Source organism: Streptomyces sp. NPDC048644 (assembly GCF_043199105.1).
In the GTDB taxonomy this organism is placed as follows: Bacteria; Actinomycetota; Actinomycetes; order Streptomycetales; family Streptomycetaceae; genus Streptomyces.
The window spans coordinates 451,862-477,626 of record NZ_JBICVO010000007.1 but is presented as its reverse complement, the minus strand read 5'-3'; the positions used below and the strand labels follow the sequence as shown (position 1 = coordinate 477,626).

General features: G+C 71.7%; 21 protein-coding genes. 4 read left to right on the top strand and 17 right to left on the bottom strand.

Annotation, left to right across the window (positions count from 1 at the left end; all coding sequences use genetic code 11):
• Positions 1-175: 175 nt before the first annotated feature.
• Positions 176-1,807 carry an amidohydrolase gene (locus ACGFNI_RS19240; protein ID WP_393685218.1) on the top strand — a complete coding sequence of 544 codons (1,632 nt, stop codon included), beginning with the start codon at positions 176-178 and terminating at the stop codon, positions 1,805-1,807.
• A gap of 58 nt (positions 1,808-1,865) precedes the next feature.
• On the opposite strand, the gene ACGFNI_RS19235 is transcribed toward ACGFNI_RS19240, so the two are convergent.
• The 6 genes from ACGFNI_RS19235 to ACGFNI_RS19210 form a co-directional block, all read right to left on the bottom strand.
• Positions 1,866-3,332 carry a SulP family inorganic anion transporter gene (locus ACGFNI_RS19235; RefSeq protein ID WP_393685216.1) on the bottom strand — a complete coding sequence of 489 codons (1,467 nt, stop codon included), beginning with the start codon at positions 3,330-3,332 and terminating at the stop codon, positions 1,866-1,868.
• Positions 3,333-3,349: 17 nt separating this feature from the next.
• A complete protein-coding gene (locus tag ACGFNI_RS19230) occupies positions 3,350-3,952 on the bottom strand; it encodes a carbonic anhydrase (protein ID WP_393685215.1) in 603 nt (200 codons plus the stop codon).
• Positions 3,953-4,043: 91 nt separating this feature from the next.
• A complete protein-coding gene (locus tag ACGFNI_RS19225) occupies positions 4,044-4,460 on the bottom strand; it encodes a hypothetical protein (RefSeq protein WP_393685213.1) in 417 nt (138 codons plus the stop codon).
• Positions 4,461-4,658: 198 nt separating this feature from the next.
• The gene (locus tag ACGFNI_RS19220; protein ID WP_393685211.1) at positions 4,659-5,174 is read right to left on the bottom strand and encodes a hypothetical protein; all 516 of its coding nucleotides are present in this window, start codon (positions 5,172-5,174) and stop codon (positions 4,659-4,661) included.
• Positions 5,175-5,193: 19 nt separating this feature from the next.
• Positions 5,194-6,432, bottom strand: a complete 1,239-nt coding sequence (locus tag ACGFNI_RS19215; RefSeq protein ID WP_393685251.1) for a hypothetical protein — start codon at positions 6,430-6,432, stop codon at positions 5,194-5,196.
• A 109-nt stretch (positions 6,433-6,541) separates the two neighbouring features.
• Complete coding sequence (locus tag ACGFNI_RS19210; RefSeq protein ID WP_393685209.1) at positions 6,542-6,721, bottom strand: hypothetical protein; 180 nt, start codon at positions 6,719-6,721, stop codon at positions 6,542-6,544.
• A gap of 669 nt (positions 6,722-7,390) precedes the next feature.
• Between ACGFNI_RS19210 and ACGFNI_RS19205 the strand changes: the two genes are divergently transcribed.
• The 3 genes from ACGFNI_RS19205 (at position 7,391) to ACGFNI_RS19195 (ending at position 11,006) form a co-directional block, all read left to right on the top strand.
• Positions 7,391-8,347, top strand: a complete 957-nt coding sequence (locus tag ACGFNI_RS19205; protein WP_393685207.1) for a hypothetical protein — start codon at positions 7,391-7,393, stop codon at positions 8,345-8,347.
• A 207-nt stretch (positions 8,348-8,554) separates the two neighbouring features.
• Positions 8,555-10,006 carry an amino acid permease gene (locus ACGFNI_RS19200; protein ID WP_393685205.1) on the top strand — a complete coding sequence of 484 codons (1,452 nt, stop codon included), beginning with the start codon at positions 8,555-8,557 and terminating at the stop codon, positions 10,004-10,006.
• Between the two features lie 115 nt (positions 10,007-10,121).
• A complete protein-coding gene (locus ACGFNI_RS19195; RefSeq protein WP_393685203.1) occupies positions 10,122-11,006 on the top strand; it encodes a GNAT family N-acetyltransferase in 885 nt (294 codons plus the stop codon).
• Between the two features lie 71 nt (positions 11,007-11,077).
• Here ACGFNI_RS19195 and ACGFNI_RS19190 read toward each other — a convergent pair whose 3' ends face one another.
• The 11 genes from ACGFNI_RS19190 to ACGFNI_RS19140 form a co-directional block, all read right to left on the bottom strand.
• Complete coding sequence (locus tag ACGFNI_RS19190) at positions 11,078-15,334, bottom strand: molybdopterin-dependent oxidoreductase (RefSeq protein WP_393685201.1); 4,257 nt, start codon at positions 15,332-15,334, stop codon at positions 11,078-11,080.
• 202 nt (positions 15,335-15,536) lie between these two features.
• Positions 15,537-16,712 (bottom strand): Ig-like domain-containing protein, encoded by a 1,176-nt coding sequence (locus tag ACGFNI_RS19185; protein WP_393685199.1) that lies wholly within the window; start codon positions 16,710-16,712, stop codon positions 15,537-15,539.
• 205 nt (positions 16,713-16,917) lie between these two features.
• Entirely contained in the window at positions 16,918-17,721 is an 804-nt protein-coding gene (locus ACGFNI_RS19180) for an Asp/Glu racemase (RefSeq protein ID WP_393685198.1), read from the bottom strand.
• Between the two features lie 53 nt (positions 17,722-17,774).
• Complete coding sequence (locus tag ACGFNI_RS19175; protein ID WP_393685196.1) at positions 17,775-18,254, bottom strand: MarR family winged helix-turn-helix transcriptional regulator; 480 nt, start codon at positions 18,252-18,254, stop codon at positions 17,775-17,777.
• A gap of 60 nt (positions 18,255-18,314) precedes the next feature.
• The gene (locus tag ACGFNI_RS19170) at positions 18,315-19,163 is read right to left on the bottom strand and encodes an alpha/beta fold hydrolase (RefSeq protein ID WP_393685194.1); all 849 of its coding nucleotides are present in this window, start codon (positions 19,161-19,163) and stop codon (positions 18,315-18,317) included.
• Positions 19,164-19,194: 31 nt separating this feature from the next.
• A complete protein-coding gene (locus ACGFNI_RS19165) occupies positions 19,195-19,851 on the bottom strand; it encodes an isochorismatase family protein (protein ID WP_393685192.1) in 657 nt (218 codons plus the stop codon).
• Positions 19,848-20,510 carry an SRPBCC family protein gene (locus tag ACGFNI_RS19160; protein ID WP_393685191.1) on the bottom strand — a complete coding sequence of 221 codons (663 nt, stop codon included), beginning with the start codon at positions 20,508-20,510 and terminating at the stop codon, positions 19,848-19,850. Before ACGFNI_RS19160 ends, ACGFNI_RS19165 begins: the two co-directional genes overlap by 4 nt.
• A complete protein-coding gene (locus ACGFNI_RS19155; protein ID WP_393685189.1) occupies positions 20,510-21,124 on the bottom strand; it encodes a (2Fe-2S)-binding protein in 615 nt (204 codons plus the stop codon). Before ACGFNI_RS19155 ends, ACGFNI_RS19160 begins: the two co-directional genes overlap by 1 nt.
• The gene (locus ACGFNI_RS19150) at positions 21,124-23,514 is read right to left on the bottom strand and encodes a xanthine dehydrogenase family protein molybdopterin-binding subunit (RefSeq protein WP_393685187.1); all 2,391 of its coding nucleotides are present in this window, start codon (positions 23,512-23,514) and stop codon (positions 21,124-21,126) included. Before ACGFNI_RS19150 ends, ACGFNI_RS19155 begins: the two co-directional genes overlap by 1 nt.
• On the bottom strand, positions 23,511-24,359 hold the full coding sequence (locus tag ACGFNI_RS19145) for an FAD binding domain-containing protein (protein ID WP_393685185.1): 849 nt from the start codon (positions 24,357-24,359) through the stop codon (positions 23,511-23,513). The genes ACGFNI_RS19150 and ACGFNI_RS19145 overlap by 4 nt, the downstream gene beginning before the upstream one ends.
• 70 nt (positions 24,360-24,429) lie before the next feature.
• Positions 24,430-25,698 carry an FAD-dependent monooxygenase gene (locus tag ACGFNI_RS19140; RefSeq protein WP_393685183.1) on the bottom strand — a complete coding sequence of 423 codons (1,269 nt, stop codon included), beginning with the start codon at positions 25,696-25,698 and terminating at the stop codon, positions 24,430-24,432.
• Positions 25,699-25,765 lie beyond the last annotated feature (67 nt).

Sequence of the window (25,765 nt, the reverse complement as noted above, 5' to 3'; positions counted from 1 at the left end):
GAAGGGCGTCCAGGCTGGTAGTCACACACGAGCCAACGGGCGCCCTTCGCCATGGTCGCGGCCAGCACAAACATCGGACTCATTCATCTAGGGTGCCGGGGAGATGGCGAAGTCGCGTGAGCCGCGAACTTCGACGAGGACCCGCGCGACGCACCCGGACGGAGAAAGGACCCCCATGGACAACGCGGCGGCGCCCCTGGTCTTCCGCGGGGCGGTGCGCACCGGAGGCGGTCCTGGCACAGACACCACCGCGCTCGCGGTGCGCGACGGCCGCATCGTCGCACTCGGACCGGCCGCCGAGGCCCTGGCCGACGGCCGGGCCGAGGCCGTCGACCTCGGGTCCGGACTGCTCACCGCGGCCTTCGGTGACGGGCACGCGCACCCGGTGTTCGGCGGCCTGGAGGAGATGGGGCCGCAGGTCAAGGGGCTGGAATCGGTTGATGCGGTGGTCGCGGAGGTCGGGCGCTGGGCTGCCGCGCACCCCGACGAGGAGTGGATCGTCGGCGCGTCCTACGATCCCGCGCTGGCGCCCGCGGGGGAGTTCGACGCCCGCTGGCTGGACGCCGTGGTGCCCGGCAGGCCGGTGGCGCTGCGCGCGTACGACTACCACACGGTGTGGTGCAACAGCGAAGCGCTGCGCAGGGCGGGCATCACCGATGCCACCCCGGATCCGCGGCTCGGCCGGATCGTCCGGCGCCCCGACGGCACGCCGATGGGCACGCTGCGCGAATGGCACGCCTGTGACCTGGTCCTCGACCGGCTGCCCGCCCGCAGCACGGACGAACTCGTCGACGCCCTGCGGCGGGCCGGCGCGCACTACGCCCGCGCGGGCCTGACCTGGGTGCAGGACGCCTGGGTCGAACCGGAGATGGTGGAGCCATATCGGGAGGCCGCCCGCCGCGGTGTTCTGGCCTTCCGCGTCAACCTCGCGCAGCGCGCCGACCCGGGCCGCTGGCGCGCCCAGCGCGCGCCGTTCGCCGCCGTCCGCGCGCGGATCGAAGCGGACGGCTGCCCGCTGCTGTCCGCCCGTACCGTCAAGTTCTTCTGCGACGGCGTCATCGAGGGCGGCACGGCGGCGATGCTGCGGCCCTACCACGATGCGCCGCACACCTGCGGGATGCCCGTCTGGCCCGCCGCCGAACTCGCCGCTGCGGTAAGGGCGTTCGACGCGGACGGCTTCCAGGTGCACCTGCACGCCATCGGCGACGCCGGAGTCCGTACCGCACTCGACGCCATCGAGGCGGCGACCGTGGCCAACCCGCCCCGGGACCGCCGCCCGGTGATCACCCATGTGCAGCTGGCCGACCCGGCCGACCTGCCCCGCTTCGCCGCGCTCGACGTGATCGCCAACTTCGAGCCGCTGTGGGCGCAACCCGACCCGCTCCAGACCGTGTTGACCATCCCGCGGGTGGGGCAGTCGCGGGCCGCACGGCAGTATCCGATGGGCGACCTGGCGCGGCTCGGCGCCCGGCTCTCCTTCGGCAGCGACTGGCCCGTCAGCTCACACGTACCGCTGGACGGCCTCCAGGTCGCGGTGAGCCGCCGTACCTTCGACGGCGCCCCGGACGGCGGCTGGCTGCCGCACCAGCGGCTGACCGTCGACCAGGCCATGGACGCGTACAGCTCCGGTGTCGCCCACCAGGCCCACGCCGACGACCGCATGCGGCTGGCACCCGGGGCGCCCGCGGACCTGGTCTGGCTGTCGGACGACCCCCGCACCGCCGACCCGATGCGCATCCGGCACATCCGGGTGCTCGGCACCTGGCTGGCCGGACGCGCCACCTACCGGGCGGCGGAGGGGAGTTGACGGAGGTGGCACCGGCGCCCCGGGCCCTTGTGCGCGGGGCCCGGGGCGCCGGACGCCGTCACGACACCAGGACCTCCTGGCTGCGGGCACGGCGGTGCTGCTCGGCCCAGTTGTGCAGCGCGGTGGCGCAGGCGTGGTCGAGATGGCGCAGACCGTCGAGGTCCAGTTCCACCGCGCGGTCGGCGGGCAGCGTCGCCAACTGGTCGAGCAGCTTGGGCAGCCGCAGGAACGTGGCGTTGCCGACGGCGCGTACCCGTATCGGCTCGTCGCCGTCGGGTATCTCGATGTCGAGGTGCACATGCGAGGTGTCCCAGGCGGTCTTGGCGACCGCAAGCAGCAGGCCGATCAGTACGCCCTCGAACATGTTGATCGTCACGATGGCGACGGCCGTGGCGAACAGCACCACCGCCTCACCGCGGTGCTCGCGCCACAGGGGCCGCAGCTCGCGCAGCGGTATCAGCTTGCACCCGGCGTGCACCAGGATGCCGGCCAGCGCCGCCACCGGCACCACACCCAGCGCGGCGGGGAACGCCGCGGCGAACACCAGGAGCCACACACCGTGCAGCACCCGCGACAGCTTCGTCCTGGCGCCCGCCTGGACGTTGGCGGCGCTGCGCACGATCACCGCGGTCATCGGCAGCGCGCCGAGCACACCGCACACCGCGTTGCCCGCGCCCTGGGCCATCAGCTCCTTGTCGTAGTCGGTCCGCCGGCCGGAGTGCAGCCGGTCGACGGCCGCCGCGCTGAAGAGGGACTCGGCGGAGGCGATCAGGGTGAACGCCAGCACCGTGCCCAGCACGCCCAGTTCGGTCAGCCGCCCGATGTCGGCGAAGCCCGGCGGCTGGATGGCCTCCAGCAGGCCGCTGACCTCCACCCGGGCGACCGGCAGGTCCAGGACGAAGACCGCGACCGTGGCGAGCGCGACCGCCGCCAGCGGAGCGGGCAGCACACGTGCCGCGCGCTTCCAGCGGGGCCAGAGCACCAGGACGGCGATGGTGCCCGCACCGACCGCGAGGGCCGTCGCCGCGCCGCCGTCACGGAAGGTGCGCAGGGCCAGGTCCGGCAGCCCGGCGAGGTTGGACAGTCCGTCACCCGGCGCCTTGGCGTCGGCGAGGGTGTAGAGCTGCCCGGCGATCAGCACCAGGCCGATGCCGACCAGCATGCCCTGCACGACGGCGACGGAGATGGCGCGGAACCAGCGGCCGAGCCTGAGGGCCCCCATCACCAGCTGCAACAGCCCGGCCGCCAGCACCAGGGCGCCCAGCGCACCCAGGCCGTACTCCTGGACCGCTTCGTAGACGAGCACGGTCAGGCCGGCCGCGGGGCCGCTGACCTGAAGGCTGCTGCCGGGCAGCAGGCCGGTCAGCAGACCGCCGACGATGCCGGTCACCAGACCCAGTTCGGCGGGCACCCCGGAGGCGACCGCCACCCCGACGCACAGCGGGACGGCGACGAGGAAGACAACGATGGACGCGGTGACATCCGCCCGGAGGAACGGGAGTCGGTTCACTATCAGTCGATTCATGGTGGGTGGGTCCGCCTTCACACCGGGAGGAACGAGTCGGTTGCCGGGTCGTGCACGGTGACCTGGCCGGTGTGCACTTCGTAGAACCAGCCGTGCAGCGTGACCGCGCCGGATTCCAGGCGCTCGCGCACGCTCGGGTACTCCCGTAGCCGGCCGAGCTGTTCGCACACGTGCCGGCGTACGGCGGAGCGCACCGCGGGTTCCTCGTCGTCGGGCAGTTCTTCGGACAACTGCCGGTCCAGCCAGTCCTGTACGTCCGGCACGCCGGTCAGGTCGTCGCCGCGCGCCCTGGCGCCGACGGCGCCGCAGTGCGAGTGGCCGCACACCACGATGTCGGCGACGTTCAGCACGCGCATGGCGTACTCGATCGTGGCGGCCTCGGCGCCGGCCGGGCCGCCCTGGGAGTAGCGGGGGACGGCGTTGCCCGCGGTGCGCAGTTCGAAGAGTTCGCCCGGCCGGGAGCCGGTGATCTGCGACGGGATGACGCGGGAGTCGGAGCAGGTGATGAACAGGGCGAGCGGGGACTGTCCGGCGGCGAGCCGGCCGTAGTTCTCCCGTTCCTCCTGGACTTCGGCGATACGGGCACTGTGGCCCCGGGCATGGTGGATGAAGGTGTCCACGAGGAGAGGTCTCCTGCTGGTGAGGGTTGCCACCGCGACGGTGGCCGGAAAGTGATGCGGAGGGCTCGTGCAACGGGCCCGGCGGATCGGCTCAGCAGCGGAAGACGCAGTGCAGGACGCGGAGTTCGCGGGGAACGGGCACCCGGGCCGAGGCGTTCGGCGCCCGCGCGTCCGCCGGTGCGTAACTCCCGACGGCCGGCACGGTCGTGGGTGGCGACGGCATGGGCGGGCCGGGATCCGGCAGCGGGAGGTACCCGTGCCGGGAGCCACGGCGCACCGCGTGGCCGCGCTCCGACTCGCGCTCGGCGAGTTCACCGGTTCCGTAGAGAGGACCGGATACGGCCGCGGGGGCGCCCATCGGCGCGAAGCTGGTGGCCGGGCCCGAGACCGCTGCACCGGCGGCCGGCGCCATGGCGCCCAGCAGAAACGTGAGGATCACGGTGAGCGTGGTCATCGTCCGTACGGCCGGGCGGCGTCGGCCCGGCGTGTTCTTGTCCTGTCGCATCATCGCCTTTCGGTTCGCCGGCTGCCGGGACGGTGGTCCCGGCAGCGGGGAACGGTGGGTGGGGTGTGTTCATGAGAAGGGCAACGAAGCCGCGAGAAGGGGGAGCGGGGCCGTTTTCCGGACATCGTTGCTTCGCGGTTCCGGGCAGCCGGAACCGGCGCCACGCGGGTCCGCGGCCGTGACGCAGCCCCCCCCGGGCCGCTACGCCGCCGCGGCGGCCGGCTCCAGGGCGGCGATCTCCGCGAGGGATATGTCCATCTGTTCGTGCAGGAAGCGGACGATGGTCCAGTGCGGCAGTGCACCTTCGTCGAACGGGCCGAACTCCCGGCAGTACAGCGGGATCCAGCGCAGCGCCTCTTCGACGGCCCGCTCCCGGCCCGGCTCCTGCTGGTACTCCTCGTACGCGATGCTGCGGTGCTCGATGAAGAACCGCCCTGGCAGCCGCTCCTCGCACAGGCTGCGGTACTCGCGGGTCTGGAGGATGAGGTAGTGCCAGATCTCGTCGATCTCCTGCTCGACCGGGAGGAAGAGCCCGCCCAGCCGGTCGTGGTGACGCGAGACGAGGTAGAGGTAGCGCAGGCACTCGGTCACCTGGCGTTCGACGAACTCCTCGTCCGCGCCCGTGTGGTGGACGAAGTGGGCCACCACCTCGGCGTGCAGCGCCTCGCCGAGCAGGGCGGTCAGGTCGTCGGCGGACAGCGGGGTGCTGCTGGTCATGGTTCTCCCGTCGGGGTGGTCAGGTGTCGGTCGCGAGCCAGGCGTACTTCCCGGACTTCCCTATCGGGAGGTGCGCCCGGTGCTCCGCCCGGCAGCGCCGTCCGGTCAGTTCGCGGACGCCGCTCTCCAGGGCGGCGGCCTCGGCGGCCTGGACCGGATTGCCGTCGAACGTGGTGTAGGCAAGCCGCGCCTCGTGCTCGCCCGTCACCTGCAACTGGTGCACGAAGACCCGCGAGGATGCGGTGCCGATGACGCGGTCGAGGTCTCCCTGGGAGACCGGGCCGTGCGGCGTCGGCAGCAGCTCCTTCACCCGCCCGCAGAACCGGGTGATCTTCGCGGGGTCCGGGGTGCCGTCCTGCGTCCGTACGCAGTCGCCCGAGCGGTAACGGACCAGCGGCATGTACGGGTTGCGGATGCTGGTGACGATGAGCTGGAAGATCTCGCTGCCGGGGGCCACCGGGAGCAGTTCGATGCTCATCCGGTCGAGATGCGGGCGGTAGCCGCCGCGGCGGTCGCTGGAGAAGAGGTAGCCGAGTTCGGTGCTGCCGAAGAGGTCGATGATCGGGCAGGCGAAGTGCTGCTCCAGGAAGCGCCGGACGTTCACCGGCGTGTACTCGTAGGCGTGGACGATGCTGGCGGGCGGCGGAAAGGCGTCCCACAGGCGCCAGGTGCCGATCTTCCTGAGCAGGTGCGCCAGGTGGTACGAGGAACAGTCGAGGTGGTACCAGCCGCGCGGGTGGGCCTGCCGGGCCGCGTCGATCTCGGCGAGCATCCGGACGACGTCGTCGCGCTCCCAAAGCGCCGGGTCCAGCCGGAGGTTGACGTACGACGTGCGTGTGTCCAGCTGCCGGTCCGCTGTGTCCGGGACGGTCGCGGGTTCCTCGCCGCGCTTGGCGGCGTTCACCCGGGCGACGTGTTCGGTCGCCAGGACCGTGGTCAGCGACACCCGGCGGCAGCCCGCTTCCCAGGTGGCGGCGAGGTCGGGGTGCTCGCTCCACAACTGGTAGTAGGAGCGCAGGAGGAAGTACGGGGGGCGGATGATCTGCATCCGGGCGTGATGGGTGCCGGTGGACAGCACGAACTCGGCGTCGCCGGTCTTCAGCGCGGCGGCGAGCCTGGGCGTCATCCAGTTGTCGGGGAAGCCGCGCGCGATCTCCGGTTTGTCGAGGAGGGGGAAGTGCCCCTGCTCCAGCGAGGCGCGGTAGATGGGGATGTCCTTGATCTCCGCGATGACCTCGGCCGACGGCTGTCCGTCCAACTCCATGGAAAACCTTCACAAGTGCTCGGGAAACGGGTGCTGCGGGGCGCGGGCCCGCGGCGGCAGGTGCGCCACCGAGGGCCCGTGTCCGTGGCGCGGTCGGGCCGGGTCAGGAGATACAGCCGGCCTTCGCCACGCTGATGCAGCCGGACTTGGGGGCGGCGCTGATGCAGCCGGACTTGGGCGTGGCGCTGATGCAGCCGTTCTTCGCCGCCGCTCCCGCGGAGTTGGCGGCCACCCAGCCCTGCCAGATCTCGTCCTGGGCCATCTTTTTGATGAGAGCTTCCATGCCGGGCCTCCGAAGTGTGTGTGGGGGTGCGGCGCTGACCTTGCCGATGCCGCACGTTCCGAAGGTAAAAGGATCGCCAAGTCCGTGTCAATGAAAAGCAATACTACGAACGGGTTAACGATGTCCTGTGCGCCATTTTTGGCGCATTAGAGCCCCTCGGGATCTTTCTTCCCGGAGGGAACATCCTGGTGAGGGCGTCAAGTGGGCCTGCCGACGGACCTGTTGAACCTTCCTTGACTCAAGGGGAGTTGACGGTGCATCACGCATGCGCGCCCGTGTTGGTGTCGGAGTGGCTGCGCGGGTGATCGGTCGCTCGTCGCGCCGCCGGGCCGATTTCCGTCGCCCTGCCTCCGGTCCGACGGCCCCGATGGGTGACATCACGTCAGATGTGGAGATTCCGAGGAGAAGTGAATATGCCAATCGCATAGCGCACGGGCTATGGAATGGCAAGAGAGCGGAACTAGTGGGGGAGAGCAGCGGGATTCCGCCTCGTATGGGCGGCGCAAATGGTGTGGAACCCGATATTCCAGGCGACTATTTTCGCTATCACTTGTTGGTGAGTAGGGTGTGCCCCGCCATCGTCGGACCGGGGGAAACGATCCGGCTGAATTAGGCGTGGACGAAATGTGAGCGGGTGGATGATGACGCCTTCGGGACCGGGAGGGGATCATGGCGGCTGGCTCATTCGAGGGGCAGTACGTGTGGAGTCCGGCGGCCAATGACCGGCAGTTGGCGCAGGCATGTATCGATGTCAGGGCCGGCCGGTACTTCGGTGCCCATGAGGCGCTCAAAGAGACCCGGGGGGATTTCGAGGTCAGGGCCCACAGGTCGCTGGTGCTGGCATCGGAAGCCGCCGACTCGGACCTGGCGGAGCGCTGGATTTCGGAAGAGCCGGGACCGGAGGCGGCACTGCTGTGGGCACGCGTGGCGATGATCCGGGCATTGCGTATGGCCGAAACGGATGACCGCAGGCAAGAGGCGATGGTACGTATCGCGCGCACCGCGGGGGAGCGGGCCGCGCAGATGCTGCCGGATGACCCCACTCCATGGGTCTGTCAGCTGGCCTTGTCGCGATTTCAACGACCTCAGGATCCGGCCCCGCAGGGACTCCTCACGGCGCCGACAGGACCGTGGTATCTGTTCGCGCACATTCTCCGGCTCGACCCCTGGCACCGCGAGGCGCACCACAGGTTCCTGTCCTTCTTCTTCACCCGCAACGGCGGTTCGGCGAGCGCGAGCTGGGACGTGGCCGCGTTCCTGAGCCAGCGGGCCGCGGCCTCGTCGGCGCTGCGGCTGCTGCCGCTGGTGGCCCTGGTCGACGAGTACGACCCGACCGCCCTGCTGGCCGACCGCACCTGGGAACAGCCGCAGTGGATCAGCACCGCGCTCGGCATCTACCGCCAGTGGTTCCCGCTCACGGCCGGGTACAGGTTCACCCCCGTGCTCGACCTCTCGTACCTCGCGCATGCGCTTTTCATGGCGAAGCATGAATTCGAGGCGCGCGAAGTTTTCACGGCGATGGGGCCCTATGCGGCCCGCATGCCGTGGAGTGCTTTCGGGAAACCGGAAGAGCAATTGACGAAGGCGAGACGTTCATGCGGTCTTCCTATTCCTGGAGCTGCCTGAACGGATGGAGGTACAGATGAACGCATTCGTGAGACGCGACGGGTAACGACAGCGCCGATAGCACGACTGCGATTCCCCCACCGAAGTCTTCCTATCAGCCCTGTCAGAAAGGTTACGGTTGTGTCCGAGCGTATATCTACGGCTCGTGCGAAATCCCCGCACCGCGCGGATTCCGACACTTTCGACGATGACGCGACATTGCATGCGATGGGATATCCGCGGAAATTGACCCGCAGGTTCCGCGCCTTTGATAACTTCGCGATCTCTTTCACCATCATCAACATCATCTCCGGAATCTTCTCCTCCTTCGGTTTCGGAATGAACGCGGGCGGCCCGCGCATTCTGGTGTTCGGCTGGATCGGCGTATCGATCATGGTGCTGTTCGTCGGCGCCGCCATGGGCGAAATCGCCTCTGCCTACCCGACGAGCGGCGCCCTGTACTTTTCGGCCGGGAAGCTCGCCAAACGCCACCGTGGCGCCTGGTCCTGGTACACCGGCTGGCTGAACTTCGTCGGTCAGGTGGGCGGCACCGCGGCCACCAACTTCGCCGCCGCCACCTTCATCCAGGCGTTCATCGCCATGCAGTGGCCCTCCTACGAGGCGACGCCCCAGCAGACCGTCGGACTCACCGCGGTGATCCTCTTCATCCAGGCTCTGGCCAACACCTACACGGTGCGGCTGGTGGCCGTGCTGAACCGGATTTCCGTGTGGTGGCTGCTCATCGGCATGGTGGTGATCGTCGCCGCCCTCGCGCTGATTCCGACGGGTCATCAGTCGCCGTCGTTCGTCACCCATTTCGCCAACAACACCGGCTTCACCAACGGGATTTACGGCGGAATGCTCGGGCTGCTCGTCACCAGCTGGACGTTCACCGGCTTCGACGGCAGTTTTCACATGTCCGAAGAGACCGTGAAGGCCACCGTCAACGCACCGCGCGGGATCATGCGGGCCATCGCCTGCTCCGCGATCACCGGACTGATCCTCATGCTCGCTCTGGTGTACGCCATCCGCGATTACGGACACGCCGCGAGCGCGGACGCACCGCCCGTGCAGATTCTCATCGACGCGCTCGGAGTGAGCACCGCCAAGCTGCTCCTGCTGATCGTGATCGGCGCCATGCTGTTCTGCGGACTCGCCAACATGACCAGCAATACCCGGCAGATCTTCGCCTTCTCGCGGGACGGCGCGATGCCGGGTTCCCGCTGGTGGCATTCGGTTTCGGCGCGCACCCGCACCCCCGTCAAGGCGGTATGGCTCGCCGCCGCCTGCCCCCTCGTGCTGGTCCTGCCCGGCTGGTGGTCGCACACCGCCTTCACCGCCGTCGTCAGCGTCAACGTCGTCGGCCTCTTCCTCGCCTACGGCGTGCCGATCTTCCTGCGGCTGCGGCTCAACGACTTCGAGCCGGGACCGTGGAACCTCGGCCGCTACGGCAAGGTCGTCGCCGCGATCGCGGTGGCCTGGATCGTGATCAGCAACCTGCTGTTCATGCTGCCGCAGGCCGCGCCGATCACCCCCGAATCGTTCAACTACGCGCCCATCGCCCTCGCGGTGGTGCTCATCATCGCCACGGTCTGGTGGTTCGCCACCGCCCGCCGGCGCTTCCAGGGACCGGTCAGCTACGGCCGCCCCGACGAGGTCGCCGCCATGGACCTCATCTGACCGCGCACCGGACCACGGACGGAGCGGCAGGGGGCGCGCAGCACGCGGCGGACCGCCGCGCACCCCGCACCCCTGCCGCTCCGCCCGGCCCCACCTGAAGGGACGTACACCAGCGATGCACCGCACCGGCGAGACCGCCATCCCACCGACCACCGCACGCCAACTCGCCGTCGGCGCCGCCTCCTTGGACGAATGGCGCGAGATCGAGGAATGGGCGGCCCAGGAGGAATGGAACCCCGGCCTCGGGGACACCGCGTGCTTCCACCCCACCGACCCCGACGGATTCTTCACCGGCCGCCTCGGTGACCGCACCGTCTCCGCGGTCTCCGTCGTCACCTACTCCGCGGACTACGCCTTCCTCGGCTACTACCTCGTCCACCCCGACCACCGGGGCACCGGCCTCGGCCTGGCCACCTGGCGCGCCGCCGTCCCGCACGCAGGCCGCCGCACCATCGGCCTCGACGCGGTCCCCGCCCAGCAGGCCACCTACGCCCGCGCGGGATTCACCGCCGCCCACGACACCCTCCGGTACACCGGGCGCCCCGCGACACCCACCGCGCTCGACCCGGACGCCGTACCGTTCACCGCCGCCCACCTCGACGCGGTCGCCGCCTACGACCGCCGGTGCTTCCCCGCCGACCGGCACGGCTTCATCGCCCGCTGGCTGACCGCCCCCGGCCACCACACCAGGGTCCTGCTGCGCGCGGGCCGCGTCGCCGGATACGGCGTGATCCGCCCCGCCCGCGACGGCCACCGCATCGGCCCGCTCTTCGCCGACACCGCCGACGACGCGGCGGCGCTCTTCGACAGCCTCACCGCCGCCACAGGCTCCGGCGAAGAGGTCAGCCTGGACATACCCGAGCCCCGGCACGCCGCGCGGGAACTGGCCACCGGCCGTGGCCTGACGGCCCGTTCGCACACCGTGCGGATGTACACCGGCCCGGTTCCTTCGGTCCAGGAGGAGCTGACGTACGGCGTCACGAGCCTGGAACTCGGGTAGGGCGTTCCCCAGGTTTCCCGGGGCGGACGGCACGGGAGCGGCGGCGTCCACCGCTCCCGTGTCGTCCGCCGTCAGTACACATCGCGCACGTACCGCTTGTCGGCGGCCAGTTGCTTGACGTATCCGGCCGCCGCGTCCTCGTCCAGACCGCCGTGGGTGACGGCGATGTCGCGCAGTGCGCGGTCCACGTCCCCGGCCATCCGGGACGCGTCGCCGCAGACGTAGAGGTGCGCGCCGTCATCGAGCCAGGACCACAGCCGGCTGCCGTGCTCGCGCATCCGGTCCTGTACGTAGACCTTGGCCCGCAGGTCGCGGGAGAACGCGGTGTCCAGCCGGGTGAGCAGGCCGTCGGCACGCAGCGCGTCGAGTTCGTCCTCGTAGTAGAAGTCGGTGGCGCGGCGCTGCTCGCCGAAGAACAGCCAGTTGGGGCCGCGGTCGCCGCGCGCGCGGCGTTCCTGGAGGAAGCCGAGGAACGGGGCGATGCCGGTCCCGGGGCCCACCATCACCATCGGCGTGGCGGGGTCGGCGGGCGGCCTGAAGTGGGGGGAGCGCCGGACGAAGACCGGCACCGGGCGCTCCGGCGCGGCGTCCGCGAGGAAGGTGGAGGCGACGCCCTTGCGGGGGCGGCCGTGCGGGGTGTCGTAGCGGACGACGGAGACCGTCAGCCGGATCAGGTGCGGATCGTCCAGCGGACTCGACGATATGGAGTACAGCCGCGGCTGGAGGCGCTTGAGCACCGCCGCCCACTCCGCTGCCGTGGCGCGCACCGCGTGCTCGGCGATGACGTCGACGGCCTGCCGGCCCCACGCCCACCGGTCGCGTTCCCCTTTGTTGCCGGGGCGCAGCAGCTTCTTGACGACGCGGTCGGCGGATCGGTCGGCGACCAGCCTGAGCAGGTCGGGGGTGATCCTGGTGATGTCCAGGTGACGGTGCAGGGCTTCGCCGAGCGGCACCGTGCCGATCCCGGCCACCTCGACGCCGGTGCGGGCGTCGAGTCCGGTCACGGCCAGCCACTCCGCCACCAGATCGGGGCAGTTGAGCGGCTGCACGCCGAGCGCGTCACCGGCCTCATAGCCGAGCGGGGTGCCCAACTCCCTGGTGTCGAGCGTGAATTGGCGGACCTCCTTGGTCGCACCCGGCAGGCTCAGCAGCCGGTTGCCCGTCAGCCGGGCGGTCGCGGGCGCCGCCTTCGTGGGGCCGCCGGTCTCGGCAGGGGGCCGCGCGGACGTGGTGCCCGCCATCGGCTGCTCGGTCTCCGCCGCCTGCTGTTCGGGCCCGGCCAGCGCGCCGAGTATGCGGTCAAGCCACTGCCGGGCCGGTTCCTCGTAGTCGGGTTCGCAGTCCGTGCGCGGTGCCATGCGGCGGGCGCCCAGTGCGTCGAGCCGCTCGTCGAGCCGGCGTCCGTGTCCGCAGAAGTCGTCGTAGGACGAATCGCCGAGCGCCAGCACGGAGTAGCGCACGCCGTCCAGGCGGGGCGAGTCGGGGCCGTTCAGCGACTCCCAGAATCCCACTCCGTTGTCCGGCGCGTCACCGTCTCCCGATGTACTGGTGACCAGGAGGAGGTCGGTGGCTTCCGGGAGGGCCGACGGCGCGGCGTCGGCCATGGACAGCAGGCGCGTGGTCCGTCCGCTGTCCGCGAGCCTGCGGGCCGCGGCTGCGGCGGCCTCCTCGGCGTTGCCGGTCTGCGAGGCCCACAGCACGAGAACGTCCCGGACGGAGGGGGCCGATGGACCGGATGGATCGGAGGGACCTGATGCGGCGGACGGACCGGATGTATCGGACGGCTGCTCGGGTCCGGCGGGCTGTCCGGGGATGCGGGAGAACATGCCGGCCAGCACGCCGTTGACCCAGACCGCGTGGTCAGGGGCGAGCGGCGCATGGCCGGGCAGCACCGGCGTGCCGGACGGCGCCCCGGCGTCCAGACCGGTGAGGAAGCCGTCCAGGTACCGGCGCTCCTGCTCGGCCAGTGCGGGCGGCCCGCAGGCGCCGGTCCCGAACACCTCGGCCAGCGCCGCCGCGGTGCCCGACCTGCGCGCACCGGGCGCCCCGCCGTGGAGAGGACCGCCCGCGCCCCCGTCAGCTCCGCCGGACGTCAGCACGGCCGGGTCTTCGGGGCCCGCCGGGTGCGGCGGCGACGCCACCTTGGCGAGCGACACCGCGCACGCCTTCAACTCCGGCTGGAAGGAGACCGGATCGACGGCGTCGTGGGTGACCGCGTTGACGCTGAGGTACTCGCCGAACAGGTCGTTCCAGTGGAACGGCGCGAAGCAGTCACCTGGCCGCACCCGGTCGGTGACGCGGGCGGGCAGCACCGCGCGCCCGCGCCGTGAGGAGACCTCGACCGGCTCGCCGTCGGCGACGCCCAGCGCCCGCGCGTCCTGCGGGTGGATCTCCACGAACGGGCCGGGGGCGAGCTTGCTGAGCTTGGCGACCTTGCCGGTCTTGGTCAGCGTGTGCCAATGGTGCGGCAGCCGCCCGGTGTTGAGGACGTACGGGTAGTCGTCGTCCGGCATCTCGGCGGGCGGCAGGTGCGGGCGGGCGTGGAAGACGGCCCGCCCGGTGGGGGTGGGGAACCACCAGCGCGGCCGGGTGCCGTCCGGCCGTTGTGCCGCGGTCTGGCTGACACCGTCGTTGGCATAGCGCACCGGATTGCGGTGCGGCCCGTCGGCGGCGGCGCTGGGCCACTGGACGGGTGTCTCGCGCAGCCGCGGATAGCTCACGCCGCGCAGGTCGTAGCCGGTCTTCGGGTTCCAGGCCCGCTTGATCTCCTCGAAGACCTCTTCGGCACTGTCGTAGCCGAAGGCGTCCTCGTACCCCATTTCGCAGGCGATCCGCGCGATGATCCGCCAGTCGGGCCAGGCGTCGCCCGGCGGCTCGACGGCCTGCCGCGCCAGCGTGAGGGTGCGCTCCGAATTGACCATCACCCCCTCCGCCTCCGCCCACAGCGCGGCGGGCAGCACCACGTCCGCGTACGCGGTGGTCTCGGTGTCGGCGAACACGTCCTGCGCCACGACGAATTCGGCGGCTTCCAGGCCCTCGATGACGGTCTTGCGGTGTGCCACCGAAGCGACCGGGTTGGTGCAGATGATCCAGGCGGCCTTGATCTCCCCGTCCGCCATCCGCCGGAACATGTCGACGGTCCCGGTGCCGGCGGTGTCCGCCCGCAGTGTTCCGGGTGCCAGGCCCCACAACTCCTCGGTGAAGGCCCGGTCATCCGCCACCGCGCTGGACCGCTGGCCGGGCAGCCCCGGTCCCATGTAGCCCATTTCCCGGCCGCCCATGGCGTTCGGCTGGCCGGTCAGCGAGAACGGGCCGCTGCCGGGCCGGCAGATCGCACCGGTCGCCAGATGCAGGTTGACCAGCGCATTCGTGTTCCAGGTGCCGTGCGTGGACTGGTTGAGCCCCATCGTCCAGCAGCTCATCCACGCGTCGGCCCCGCCGATCCAGCGGGCGGCCCGCCGGATGTCGGCCTCGTCGAGGCCGGTGAGCGCGGCGACGGCGGCCGGGGAATAGTCCTCCAGGAAGGCGGGCATCGCCTCCCAGCCCTCGGTGTGCGCGTCGATGAACTCCGGGTCGGTACGCCCTTCGGCCACCAGCAGATGCAGCAGCCCGTTCAGCAGCGCCAGGTCCGTACCCGGCTTGATCTGGAGGAACAGGTCGGCCTTCGCGGCCGTCGCGGTGCGCCGCGGATCGACCACGATCAGTTTCGCGCCGGCCTTCACCCGCTCCATCATCCGCAGGAACAGGATCGGGTGGCAGTCGGCCATGTTGGCGCCGGTCACCAGGAACACGTCCGCGTGCTCGAAGTCCCGGTACGAGCCGGGCGGGCCGTCGGCGCCGAGCGACAGCTTGTAGCCGCTGCCCGCGCTCGCCATGCACAGCCGGGAGTTGGACTCGATCCAGCCGGTGCGGACGAAGCCTTTGGCGAGCTTGTTCGCCAGGTACTGCGCCTCCAGCGTCATTTGGCCCGATACGTAGAGGGCCAGCGCGTCCGGGCCGTGCGTGTCGACGACCGCCCGCAGCCGCCGTGCCGTCTCCTTGACCGCGCTCTCCATCGCCGACGGCACGGGTTCGGCGCCGCGCTCGCCGCGGACCAGCGCGTGGGTCAGCCGCCCCGGGGCGGTGAGCAGGTCGGCGCTGGTCGCGCCCTTGGTGCACAGCCGGCCCGCGTTGGCCGGATGCGCCTTGTCACCCGAGACCTTGCGGACCGAGCGCCGTCCCGTGCCGTCGGTCCCGATGTCGAGCACGATCCCGCAGCCGACCCCGCAGTACGAGCACACCGTCCGCACCTGTGTGGCGGGTTCCGGCTGCGGTTCCGGTGCGGTCACGTGCGGCCCCTCTCGTCGTCGAATCTCCGGGTCGACCGTACGATCCCGCCGTTACCCGGGTGTCACACGGGGAGATCATCCGGGGTTACGGCCCCTGCACAACCGCCCGCCACCCGCCGTGAGGACGCCCCCCGGACGCGGGACGGCCCCGCCCACCCGCCGTGTGGCAGGTGAACGGGGCCGTCCGGCGTCCGTCATCGGGCTACTTCAGCGCGCTGCGCTGCTGCCACTGCGGCCAGCTCTCCTGCCAGACCTCCAGGCCGTTGCCGACGTCGGTCTTCTCCGTGTTGCTCGTGCCCTTGACCTCGACGGTGGAGCCGACGGGCAGGAAGTCGTAGACGCGCTTGGCGTCGGACGTGCTCATGCCGAAGCAGCCGTGGCTGTTGTTGACCACGCCGAGGGACTTGTTCCACGGCGCGGAGTGCAGGAACGTCCCCGAAGCGGTCAGGTGGGTGACCCACTTCGAGTCCAGCATCCACTGGTTGCCGTAGCCGATGGTCGCGGAGTCCATCGTCTCCGCGGCGTTCTTGCTGCGGACGGTGTGCACGCCGCCGCGGGTGGGGGCCTCGGGCGAGCCGGCCGAACCGCTGATGGTGCCGACGCTGCGGCCACCCGCGTACATCGTCAGGGTGTGCGCGGGCACGTCGATGACGGCCTTGTGGTCTCCCCCGATGGTGAAGCCGAAGTTGTAGTCGCGGACGAACCAGCCGCCCTCACCGGAGTCGAGGCCGGTCAGCGCGCCCTTGACCGACACCTTGGTGCCGGCCGGCCAGTAGGTCTTCGGACGCCAGTCGATCCGGTCGTTGCCGCCGTAGTCGGTGACCCAGCCCCAGGCGCCCTCGACCTTCGGCTGGGTGGTGACCTTCAGCGCCTTCTCGATGTCGGCGCGGCGGTCCTTGGCGATGTGGTTGTCGAAGAGGATCGAGACCGGCATCCCGGTGCCCACGGTCTGACCGTTCGACGGGGTGTTGGTGAGCTTGTTGACCCGGTCGGCTTCCGCCGTGGTGAACTCCGAGGTCGCGGCGGCCTTCTTGCCGCCGTCGGAGGTCGTGGAGGTCCTGACGGTGTAGGTGGTGCCGGGCCGCACCTTGCCGTTCGACTTCCAGGACGTCCCGTCCCCGGAGAGCCGGCCGGAGACCGCCGTGCCCTTGTCGTCCTTGGCGTCGACGGCGGTGATCTTGCCACCGTCGGCCCGTATCGCTATCGGGGAGCCGAGCTTGGCTGACTTGCTGCCGCCCGCGGGGGTGACCGTCACCTTCGCCGCGGGCTCCGTGGCCTGCGAGGAGGCCGCGCTCGTCCCGCACGCGGTCAGCGATGTGGCCGCCACCAGGGCGACGGGTATCCAGCGAACGGCTTGGCGACGTGGTGCGGCGAGCACGGGTTCCTCCAGATCAGGCCAACTGACAGTGACGGGGCCAAGACCTGCGGCACACGACCGCGTGGCACCTGCATTCCCCCGCCACCCATACAGAGGGTTTGTCTGCTTCAGCGGTTGTCTGGCGGAAGGGATATTTATGACACGTTTCGGTATCGGTGGGGATGGAGGGGCCGGACGGAGGCGGGAGTTGAGGGTATTTATGGCGTTATGTCTGATCTGTGGGGCTCGTAGAAATGGCGGGCGTCTGCGCGCGGCCGGGGAGGTCGCCGCGGAGCAGCCGGCCCGCCCCGGGTACCCGCGTCTCCAGGCCGAGTGCGCCGAGGACGCGATAGGTGGTGGCGGTCGCCGCCGACAGCACCGGCAGTCCCGCCGCGTCCTCCACCGGCTGGATCGCGGCCAGCGACGGCATCTGTACGCAGGCCGACAGCACCAGCGCGTCCGCCCGCCGCAGATCGAGCCTGCGCCAGTGCTCCCGCAGATCCTCCGGGTCGAGCCGGGCGACCGCCAGATTGTCCGGTACCTCCAGGCTCAACGCGTCGACCACCTCGACCCCGGCGTCCTCGATGTAGTCGACGACGAGCCGGGTGAGGTCCTTCAGGTACGGAGTGAGCACCGCGATCCGCCGCGCGCCGAGCGCCGCCACGCCGTCCAGCAACGCGCCCGCGCTGGTGACCACCGGTGCCTGCGCGCCCTGACCGCGCAGCGCGGCGCCGATCTCCGCCTCGGCCGTGCAGTGGTGTCCCGGCCCCTGCGCCATGATCGCCACCAGACAGGCGGAGGCGACCACGTCGGGCCGGGCGTCGGCCAGTTCCAGCGCGGCCCGCTCGGTCTGCGCGTTCATCTCGCGCAGCTCCTCCGGCGTGACGTGCCGCATCCGCATCCGGCTGCTGTGGAAGACGAACCGGTCGCCGGGCAGCTCGCGTTCCCGGTCGCCGAGCATCCGCGGCAGCTCGGTCTCCATGGTCAGGTTGGAGCTGGGCACGATCAGGCCGATGTGGTGGTCCGTCACGGGTTCCTCCTCGAAGCGGTGCGGGACGAGGCACCCGTGCGGGGACGGGTGCGTCAGGAGTCCCCGGCCAGGCTCTCCCAGTGGTCGGCCAGGGATGTCAGCAGATGCATCAGGTCAGGGCGCTGCTCCGCGCCGTACGGGGCGAGCAGCCGCTCGTCCAACTGGCGCGCGCGGTCGCGGGCGTCGTGCAGTGTCCGGCGGCCCTCTTCGGTGAGGAAGAGCAGCTTGCGCCGCCCGTCGGCGGCGGCGGTGCGACGGACTATCAGGCCGCGGTTCTCCAGGCGCCGCGCCACGTCCGCCATCGTGGACGTGTCCAGGGCCACCGCCGACGCCATCGACCGCTGGTCGCGGCCGGGTGCCGCCTCCACGGCGGTCAGCACCGCGAACTGCGGTCCTGTGAGCGTCGGATCGACCGCGCGCACCCACACCGCCAGGTACGCCTGGTAGAGGCGGCGTACCTGGTAGCCGGGGGCGGCGGTCAGTGCCTGGGGGATCGCGGGAACGGACTCGGGGAAAGCGGACTCGTCAGCCATGGGCCAACTCAATCACGGTGGTCAGGTGCACCGCGGGCCGCTCCCGCCGGGCCCGTACGATCACGCCGTCATCGGGCGCAGCGCGGCGCGCAGGGCGGCGAGCGCGGCGGGCGGGTTGTCCCAGAAAATCATGTGCCCGGCGTCCGGGACGGCGGCGAACGCGGCCGAGGGGAGCAGTGCGCGGGCCTCGGCGACACCGTCGGCGGTGACCACCGGACTGTCCGCGCCGTACAGCAGGGTCGCGGGACCGGCCACCGCGGGCCACCAGTCGAAGAAGTCCTCCGTCTCGAATCCCTCGTGGGTGGCGGTGATCGCCCGGCGTTCGCAGCTGGCCAGCCAGCGCGCCCGCAGCTCCTGTTCGCGGCGCGGCCAGCGCGGCCAGGAAGCGGCCACCTCGTCGGCGTCGGTGCCGCGTTCGGCCTGCGCCAGCTGATCGAGGAAGGCGGCAAGCCGCGTCGGGTAGGCCGCGCGCCCCGGACCGCTCATCGGCGGGTCGGCCAGCACGCTCCCGGCGGTCGCCACCTTGCCGCGGGCGGCGACGGCCGCCACGATCCGCGCGCCCATCGAGTGCCCGAACAGCAGCGGCCGGTGCAGGCCGAGCCCCGCCACGACGGCCTCGGTGTCCTCGGCGTAATCCTCCAGGCGGTACGCACCGCCGCCGTCCGACAGGCCGCGGCCCCGGACGTCGACGACCAACGGGCGTACCAGATCGGTGAGTTCGCGGGCGACGAAGTCCATGGTGACGGCCGGGCTGGTGATGCCGGGCAGCATCAGCAGGGCGGGCCCTGCGCCGCCGTAGTCCAGGACGTGCAGCCGGGTGGTACCGGAGCGGGCCCATCGGCTGGTGGCCGGGATGTCGGCGAGATCGGCGAGCGCGGACTGCGGGACGGACCGCTGGGGGTGCGGCACGGGAACCTCCTCAGGGACGGTGGGGGAGTGGTCAGGGGGTGGGCAGGCCGGCCAGGTAGGCGAGCGCGTCCTGTTGGCCGATGACGTCGCCGTATTTGGCCTGGATGTCGAAGAGGCTCGCGTCGTGCGGCCCCTGCGCGCGGTCGCCCACGCACGTGCGGGGCACCAGTACGGGGAATCCGGACTGCACCGCGTCGACCACGGTGGCGCGCACGCAGCCGCTGGTGGTGGCGCCGCAGATCACCGCGGTGTCGCGGCCGAGCGCGGTGAGGGTCGCGGCGAGCGAGGTGCCGAAGAACGCCGATGCGCCCTTCTTCAGCAGCAGGACGTCCTCCGGGCGGCGCGGCAGCCGCGGATCCACGGCGACCGCGTCGCTGCCCTCGACGAGTGCCCGCATGCCGGGCGCCTTGTGCAGCCAGGCGACGCCGTCGCCTGCCGCCTCGGCCGGGGTGTAGGAGAGGGCGGTGAAGAGCACCGGTACCCGGGAAGGACGCGCGGCCTCGATCAACTCGGCCGTGGCGCCGACGACTTCGGTGAGGTCGGCGCCTGAGGGGAAGCGGTCTTCGGTGAAGCCGCGGGTCAGGTCGACGACGACGATCGCGGGGCGGTCGCCGCGCCGTACCCGTGCCCCGAACCCGGCGCGTGCGTAGGTGGCGTCGGTGGCGTCGCCGTACCGGCCGGTGCTCATCGGCGTCCCGCCTCCTTCAGCTCCCGGCGCAGGCCGGCCAGCCGGCCCAGCAGCCAGCCCTCGAACACGCCGAAGGCGAAGGCGGCGACGAGCGGCCCGTACTTGGCGGGCACCGGGCCCGCGAGGAGCGAGAGGCCGTCGAGCGCGGGTGCGGGTGCGGGGGCCGCGGCGGGCGTGGCCTGGGCAGCCGCCGGGGCCGCGCCGCCCGCCGTGCGGTCCTGGTCCAGGAGACTGCCGAGGTTCTGCGCGAACTGCTGGAGGATCCGGTTCGACACGGTGCCGATGGCGCCCTTGCCGAACTGGGCGAGCTTGCCCCGGATGATCAGGTCCGTGGACATGTCGAGCCGGGCGCCGTCCGGCGTCTCGGCCACCGTCAGCGTCACCTCGGCCTCCGCGTCGCCGCTGCCGTGGGTGTCGGCGCCGCGCGCCTGCACCCGCAGCCGCCGCTGCCCGGCGTCCGCCTCCAGGAACCGCACGGTGCCCGTGTACGCCGCGCTGATCGGGCCGACCCGCACGGTGACCCGGCCCTGCCAGGCGTCGCCTTCCTGCCCGTCGAGCACCGCGCCCGGCATACAGGACGCCACCCGCCGTACGTCGTTCAGCAGCGCGAAGATCTCGTCGGGCGGTGCCGCCACCGGCACCGTGTTGCTGAGCTGCATCACCGCTCCTCTTCCGTGGCTCCCGCGGAGTTGACGGCCCCCGCGGCTTGCTCGGCTTGCTCGGTCTCTTCGGCTTGCCCGGTCTTTTCGGCTTTCCTGGCTGCTCCGGCGCGACGGGCCGTGGCGCAGCCGTCGATCGCGTCGACGATGGACTGGTATCCGGTGCAGCGGCACAGGTTGGACGCCACCAGCTCGCGGATCTGCGCCCGGTCCGCGTCGGGCCGCTCGGCGAGGAACCCCTCCGCCAGCATCAGGAACCCGGGGGTGCAGAATCCGCACTGGAGGCCGTGATGATCCCGGAACGCCTGCTGGAGATCGCTGAGCTGCCGCCCGTCGTCGCCGCCGGACAGCGATTCGACGGTGCGGATCCTGGCGCCCTCCGCCTGTGCCGCGAACATCAGGCAGGCGCGGGCCGGCCGGTCGTCCACCAGTACCGTGCAGGCACCGCAGATGCCGTGTTCGCAGCCGACGTGGGTGCCGGTCAGCCGCAGATCGTGGCGGAGCACGTCGGCCAGGGTGCGGCGCGACTCACAGAGCACCTCGTGCTCGGTGCCGTTGACGTCAAGGGCGAGCAACTGCCGCTCCGACGCGGTATCGATGGGGGTTTCGGTCATCAGGTGCGCTCCAGGGTGCGGCGCAGTGCGCGGTGCACCGCCTCAGGGGTGACGGGTGTGTGGTCGAGTTCGACGCCGGTGGGGCGCAGGGCGTCGTTGACGGCGTTCAGCACCGCGGCCGGCGCGCCGATGGTGCCGCCCTCGCCCGCGCCCTTGGCGCCGGTCCCGCTGAAGGCACACGGCGTTTCGAGGTGCCGGATCGTGACGTCCGGGATCTCCTGCGCGGTGGGCACCTTGTAGTCCATGAAGCTGGTCGCCGACGGCTCGCCCTGCGCGTCGTACGTCACCTGCTCGAAGAGCGCGCCCGCGATGCCCTGGGCGATGCCGCCCCGGCACTGGCCCGCCACGACCTGCGGGTTGATCGCCACCCCGCAGTCCTCGACGCAGACGTACCGCAGGATCTCCACCTGCCCGGTGCCCTCGTGGAGTTCGACGACGACGCCGTGGGTGGCGTTCGAGAACGTCCCGTCGTTGAACACGTCGAAGGTGGCCGTCGCCGTCAGCCCTGGCTCCATGCCCTTGGGCAGCAGATGCGCCTTCAGGTAGGCGGTGTCGGCGAGTTCGGCGTACGTGAGGGCGGTGGCGGGATCGTCGCGGCGGTGCACCCGGCCGCGGCCGATTACGGTCTCCTCCCACGGGATGTCCCAGCGGGCCGCGGCGAGCCGCCGCAGCTTCTCGCCGAGCTTGCCCGCCGCGAGCCGCACCGCGCTGCCGCCGACGGTGATCGACCGGCTGGCGAAGGTGCCCCAGCCGTACGTGACGCGGTCCGTGTCGCCCTGGTGGATGCGCACTTTGGCGAGGTCGAGGCCGAGCGCGTCGGCGACGATCTGCGCCATCGTCGTCTCGTGGCTCTGCCCGTGGCTCATGGTGCCGGTGGTGACCGTCACCGCGCCGCCGGTGTCCATCCGGACCTCGGAGATGTCGAAGCCTGGCACCACCTCCATCTTGCGCTGCGCGAACGCGGTGGAGCCGTAGCCGGTGCGTTCGCTGAAGCAGGAGTAGCCGATGCCGAGGTGCCGGCCGCCGGCGGCGGCCAGGGCCTGCCGCTCGTACCAGCCCTCGTCCCGCAGCGTCTGCTCGCACAGGTTCAGCGACTCCAGGTAGGAACCGGGGTCGTAGGTGATGCCGTTGACGCCGGTGTAGGGGAAGTCGGTGATGAGGTTGCGGCGGCGGATCTCCACCGGGTCGATGCCCAGCTCCCGCGCCGCCCGCTCGAAGAGCCGCTCCACCACCATCACGTACTGCGGACGGCTGACCCCGCGGTACGGCGCGGTGGGCGCCTTGTTGGTGGCGACCGCACGGCCGCGCACCCGGTAGGCGGGCACGGTGTAGACCCCCGGCATCTCCGCAGCCGCCATCAGCGGCTCGATGCCCGCCGTGAACGGATAGCAGGAGTAGGCGCCCATGTCGCACACCACGTCCGCGTCCAGGCCCAGGATCCGCCCTTCGGCGTCGAATGCGGCCCGCACGTCGTAGTGCTGCTCGCGGGCGAGGAACGACGCGGTCAGCGCGTCCTTGCGGTCCTCGATCCACTTCACCGGACGGCCCAGGCGCAGCGCGGCGGCAGCGGTGGCGATCTCCTCCCTGCCCACCACGCACTTCTGCCCGAAGCCGCCGCCCATGTCCGGCACGATGACCCGCACCGCCCGCTCGTCCAGGCGCAGACAGCGCGAGGCCACCGTCCGTACCTGGTGCGGTACTTGGGTGCAGGTCTGGAGCACCAGCTGCTCCTCGCGGTCGTCCCAGTGCGCCACCGCGCCCCGGGTCTCCAGCGGCAGCGCGTTCTGCCGCCCGGTGCGCGACTCGACGTGCACCACGCAGTCCGCGGACGCGAAGATCCCGTCGATGCCTTCGGTGGCGAACAGCGACACGTCGACCAGCGTGTTGCGCGGCGCCTCGTCGTGGACCAGCTCCGCCCCGTCGGCGAGGGCGTCCGCCTCGCAGGTCACCGGCGTCCGCACGGCGTAGCCGACCCTGGCGGCCTCCAGGCCGTCCTCGGCGGCGTACGCGTCGCGCGCCACGACCACGGCGACCGGCTCGCCGACGTAGCGGACCCGGTCACGGGCCAGCACCGGCATCGCCGTCGGCACGAACTCCTCCGCAGGTCGGCCGAGTTGGGCGGTGATGTCGCCCAGCTCCAGGTCGTCGGCGGTGAACGCGGCGATCACCCCGGGCACCCGGCGCACCGCGTCGAGGTCGACGCCGGTCAGTACGCCGTTGGCGACGGTGCTGCGGACGAACTGGGCGTGCAGCATGCCGGGCAGCGCGATGTCGTCGACGAACCGGCCGCGCCCGGTCAGCAGCCGCGGGTCCTCCCGGCGCGCCACCGACCGCCCGACCAGCGGTCCTTCCGCGTCGTGTGGCAGCTGTGCTCCCGCCGTCGCGCTCATCGGTCCCTCGCCTCCTCACAGGCGCGCCGTACCAGCGTGCCGATCAGGCGCCGCCGGAAGTCCGCGCTGCCGTTGGCGTCGTCCGGCGGGTCGGCGGCGGCAGCGGCGGCCTCCGCGCAGTCGGCGAACGAGCCGCCCGCCGCCAGCACCTGTTCCGCATCGGGCACCCGTACCGGCGTCGGCGCCACCCCGCCCAGCGCCACCCGCCCGCCGCGCACCTCTTCCCCCGCCAGGTCCAGGTCGACGACGGCCGAGACGATCGCGAAGTCGCCTCTGCGCTCGGCGAATTCGGTGAGCGCGGCATGCGGGGCGGGGCGCGGGAAGACGATCTCGGTGAGCAGCTCGTCCGGGTCCAGCGCGTTGGTGTACGAGCCGAAGAAGAACTCGGCCGCCGGGATGCGGCGCGTCCCGCGCGGCCCGTGGGCGTGGAACGCGGCGTCGAGGGCGACCGCGAGCAGGCACCACTCGGCGGTGGCGTCCGCGTGCGCGATGCTGCCGCCCACCGTGCCACGGGTGCGGATCGGCAGATGGCCGATCCAGCCCATGGCCGCGCGCAGGACATCGAAGCCGGGGCCCAACGCGCGGGCCGGGGCGGTCTCGACGGTGTGGTGGGTGGTGAGCGCCCCGATGCGCAGCGCGCCCGTGGCATCGGTGCCCAGGTGGTCGAGGGCGCGCAGCCCGCCGATGTCGACGAGGTGCCGCGGCCTGGCCAGCCGGAAGTTCATCATCGCGACCAGGCTCTGGCCGCCGGCGATGACCTTGGCCTCGTCACCGAGTTCGGCGAGCAGCCGGACGGCGCCTTCGGTGTCACGGGCCCGGTGGTAGCGGAACGGGGCGGGTTTCATGCTCCTCCATTTCGTGCGGCGGTACGGGTCGTGCGGCGGTACGGGGGCGGGGCGTCCGGGCCCGCCGGGCTCAGCGGGCGAACTGGTAGGAGAACGCCACCGGATCGGCGTCGTGCAGCGGCGAGCCGCCCCACAGCCAGTCGTAGGAGAGGTCGGACTCGCCGTCGAAGCGCCGCAACTTCGCGTCCCGCGCCCGCTGTTCGGGTCCGTCGGGGTAGTGGTAGAAGGTCTTGTTCCGCAGCGACGCCTCCTGCACCATCCCGGCGTGCTTGGCGCGCCGGTCGACGTACCGCCGCAGGGCGCCCTCCACCTCTGACACGGTGACCGCGCCCAGCTCCTCGGCCAGTACCGCCGCGTCCTCCATGGCCTGCGACGCGCCCTGCGCCTGGTACGGGAGCATGGCGTGGCAGGCGTCGCCGAGCAGCGCCACCCGCCCGTCCATCCACACCGGGTCGCGCCGCCGGTGATGGAGGGCGAAGCAGCTCACGTTCTCCTTGGCCTTCGAGAGCATCGCCGGCACCCGGTCGTCCCAGCCGGGGAAGGCGTCCACCAGGTCCTGCGGGGCGGCGGCGACCGACCACTTCTCGGCGACCTCGTCGGTGCACGGCACGCACGCCACGATGTTGAGGTATTCGCCGCCGCGGATCATGTAGTGCACCAGATGGCGTTCGGGCCCGTACCAGATGGTGCTCTGGAAGCGGTCGACCAGCCAGCGGGTCGCCGGGTCGGCGGCGATCAGGTCGCCGGGGATCAGCGCACGGAACGCCATCTCGCCGGAGAAGCACAGGGTGTCGGGCGCGCCCATCAGCTCGCGCACCTGTGAGCGGATGCCGTCGGCGCCGATCACCACGTCGGAGGGGAAGCGCCGGCCGTCGTCGGTGACGGCCACCGGCCGCTCGGGGCGGCTGCGGTCCAGTGCGGTGACCCGGCTCGCGGTGCGGATGTCGACGACGGGACCGGGGCCCGCCGGATCCCGGCAGGCGTCCATGATGACGCGGTGCAGGTCGGCCCGGTGGTAGTGCCAGTACGGGGCGTTGAACCTGTCCTTGCAGAACTGGCCGAGCGAGGTTTGGCCGATGACGCTGCCGTCCTGCCAGCGCCGCCTGACCTGGTCGAGCGGTTCGGTGTGGATGGCCTCCAGCTGCGGGCGCAGGCCGAGGCCGAGCAGTACCCGGCTGGCGTTCGGCGCGGTCTGGATGCCGGCGCCGACCTCGCCGAGCGCGGTGGCCGCTTCCAGCACGGTGACCCGCAGGCCGCGGTGGCGCAGGGCCAGCGCGGCGGTCAGGCCGCCGAGTCCGCCGCCGGCGATGGTGACTTCGTACGACTGGCTGGGCACCACGTTTCCTCCAAGGCGTGTCAGCGGTGCGGCGGTCGGGCCGCCGTGGTCCTTCGGGCGCGGCCGGTGG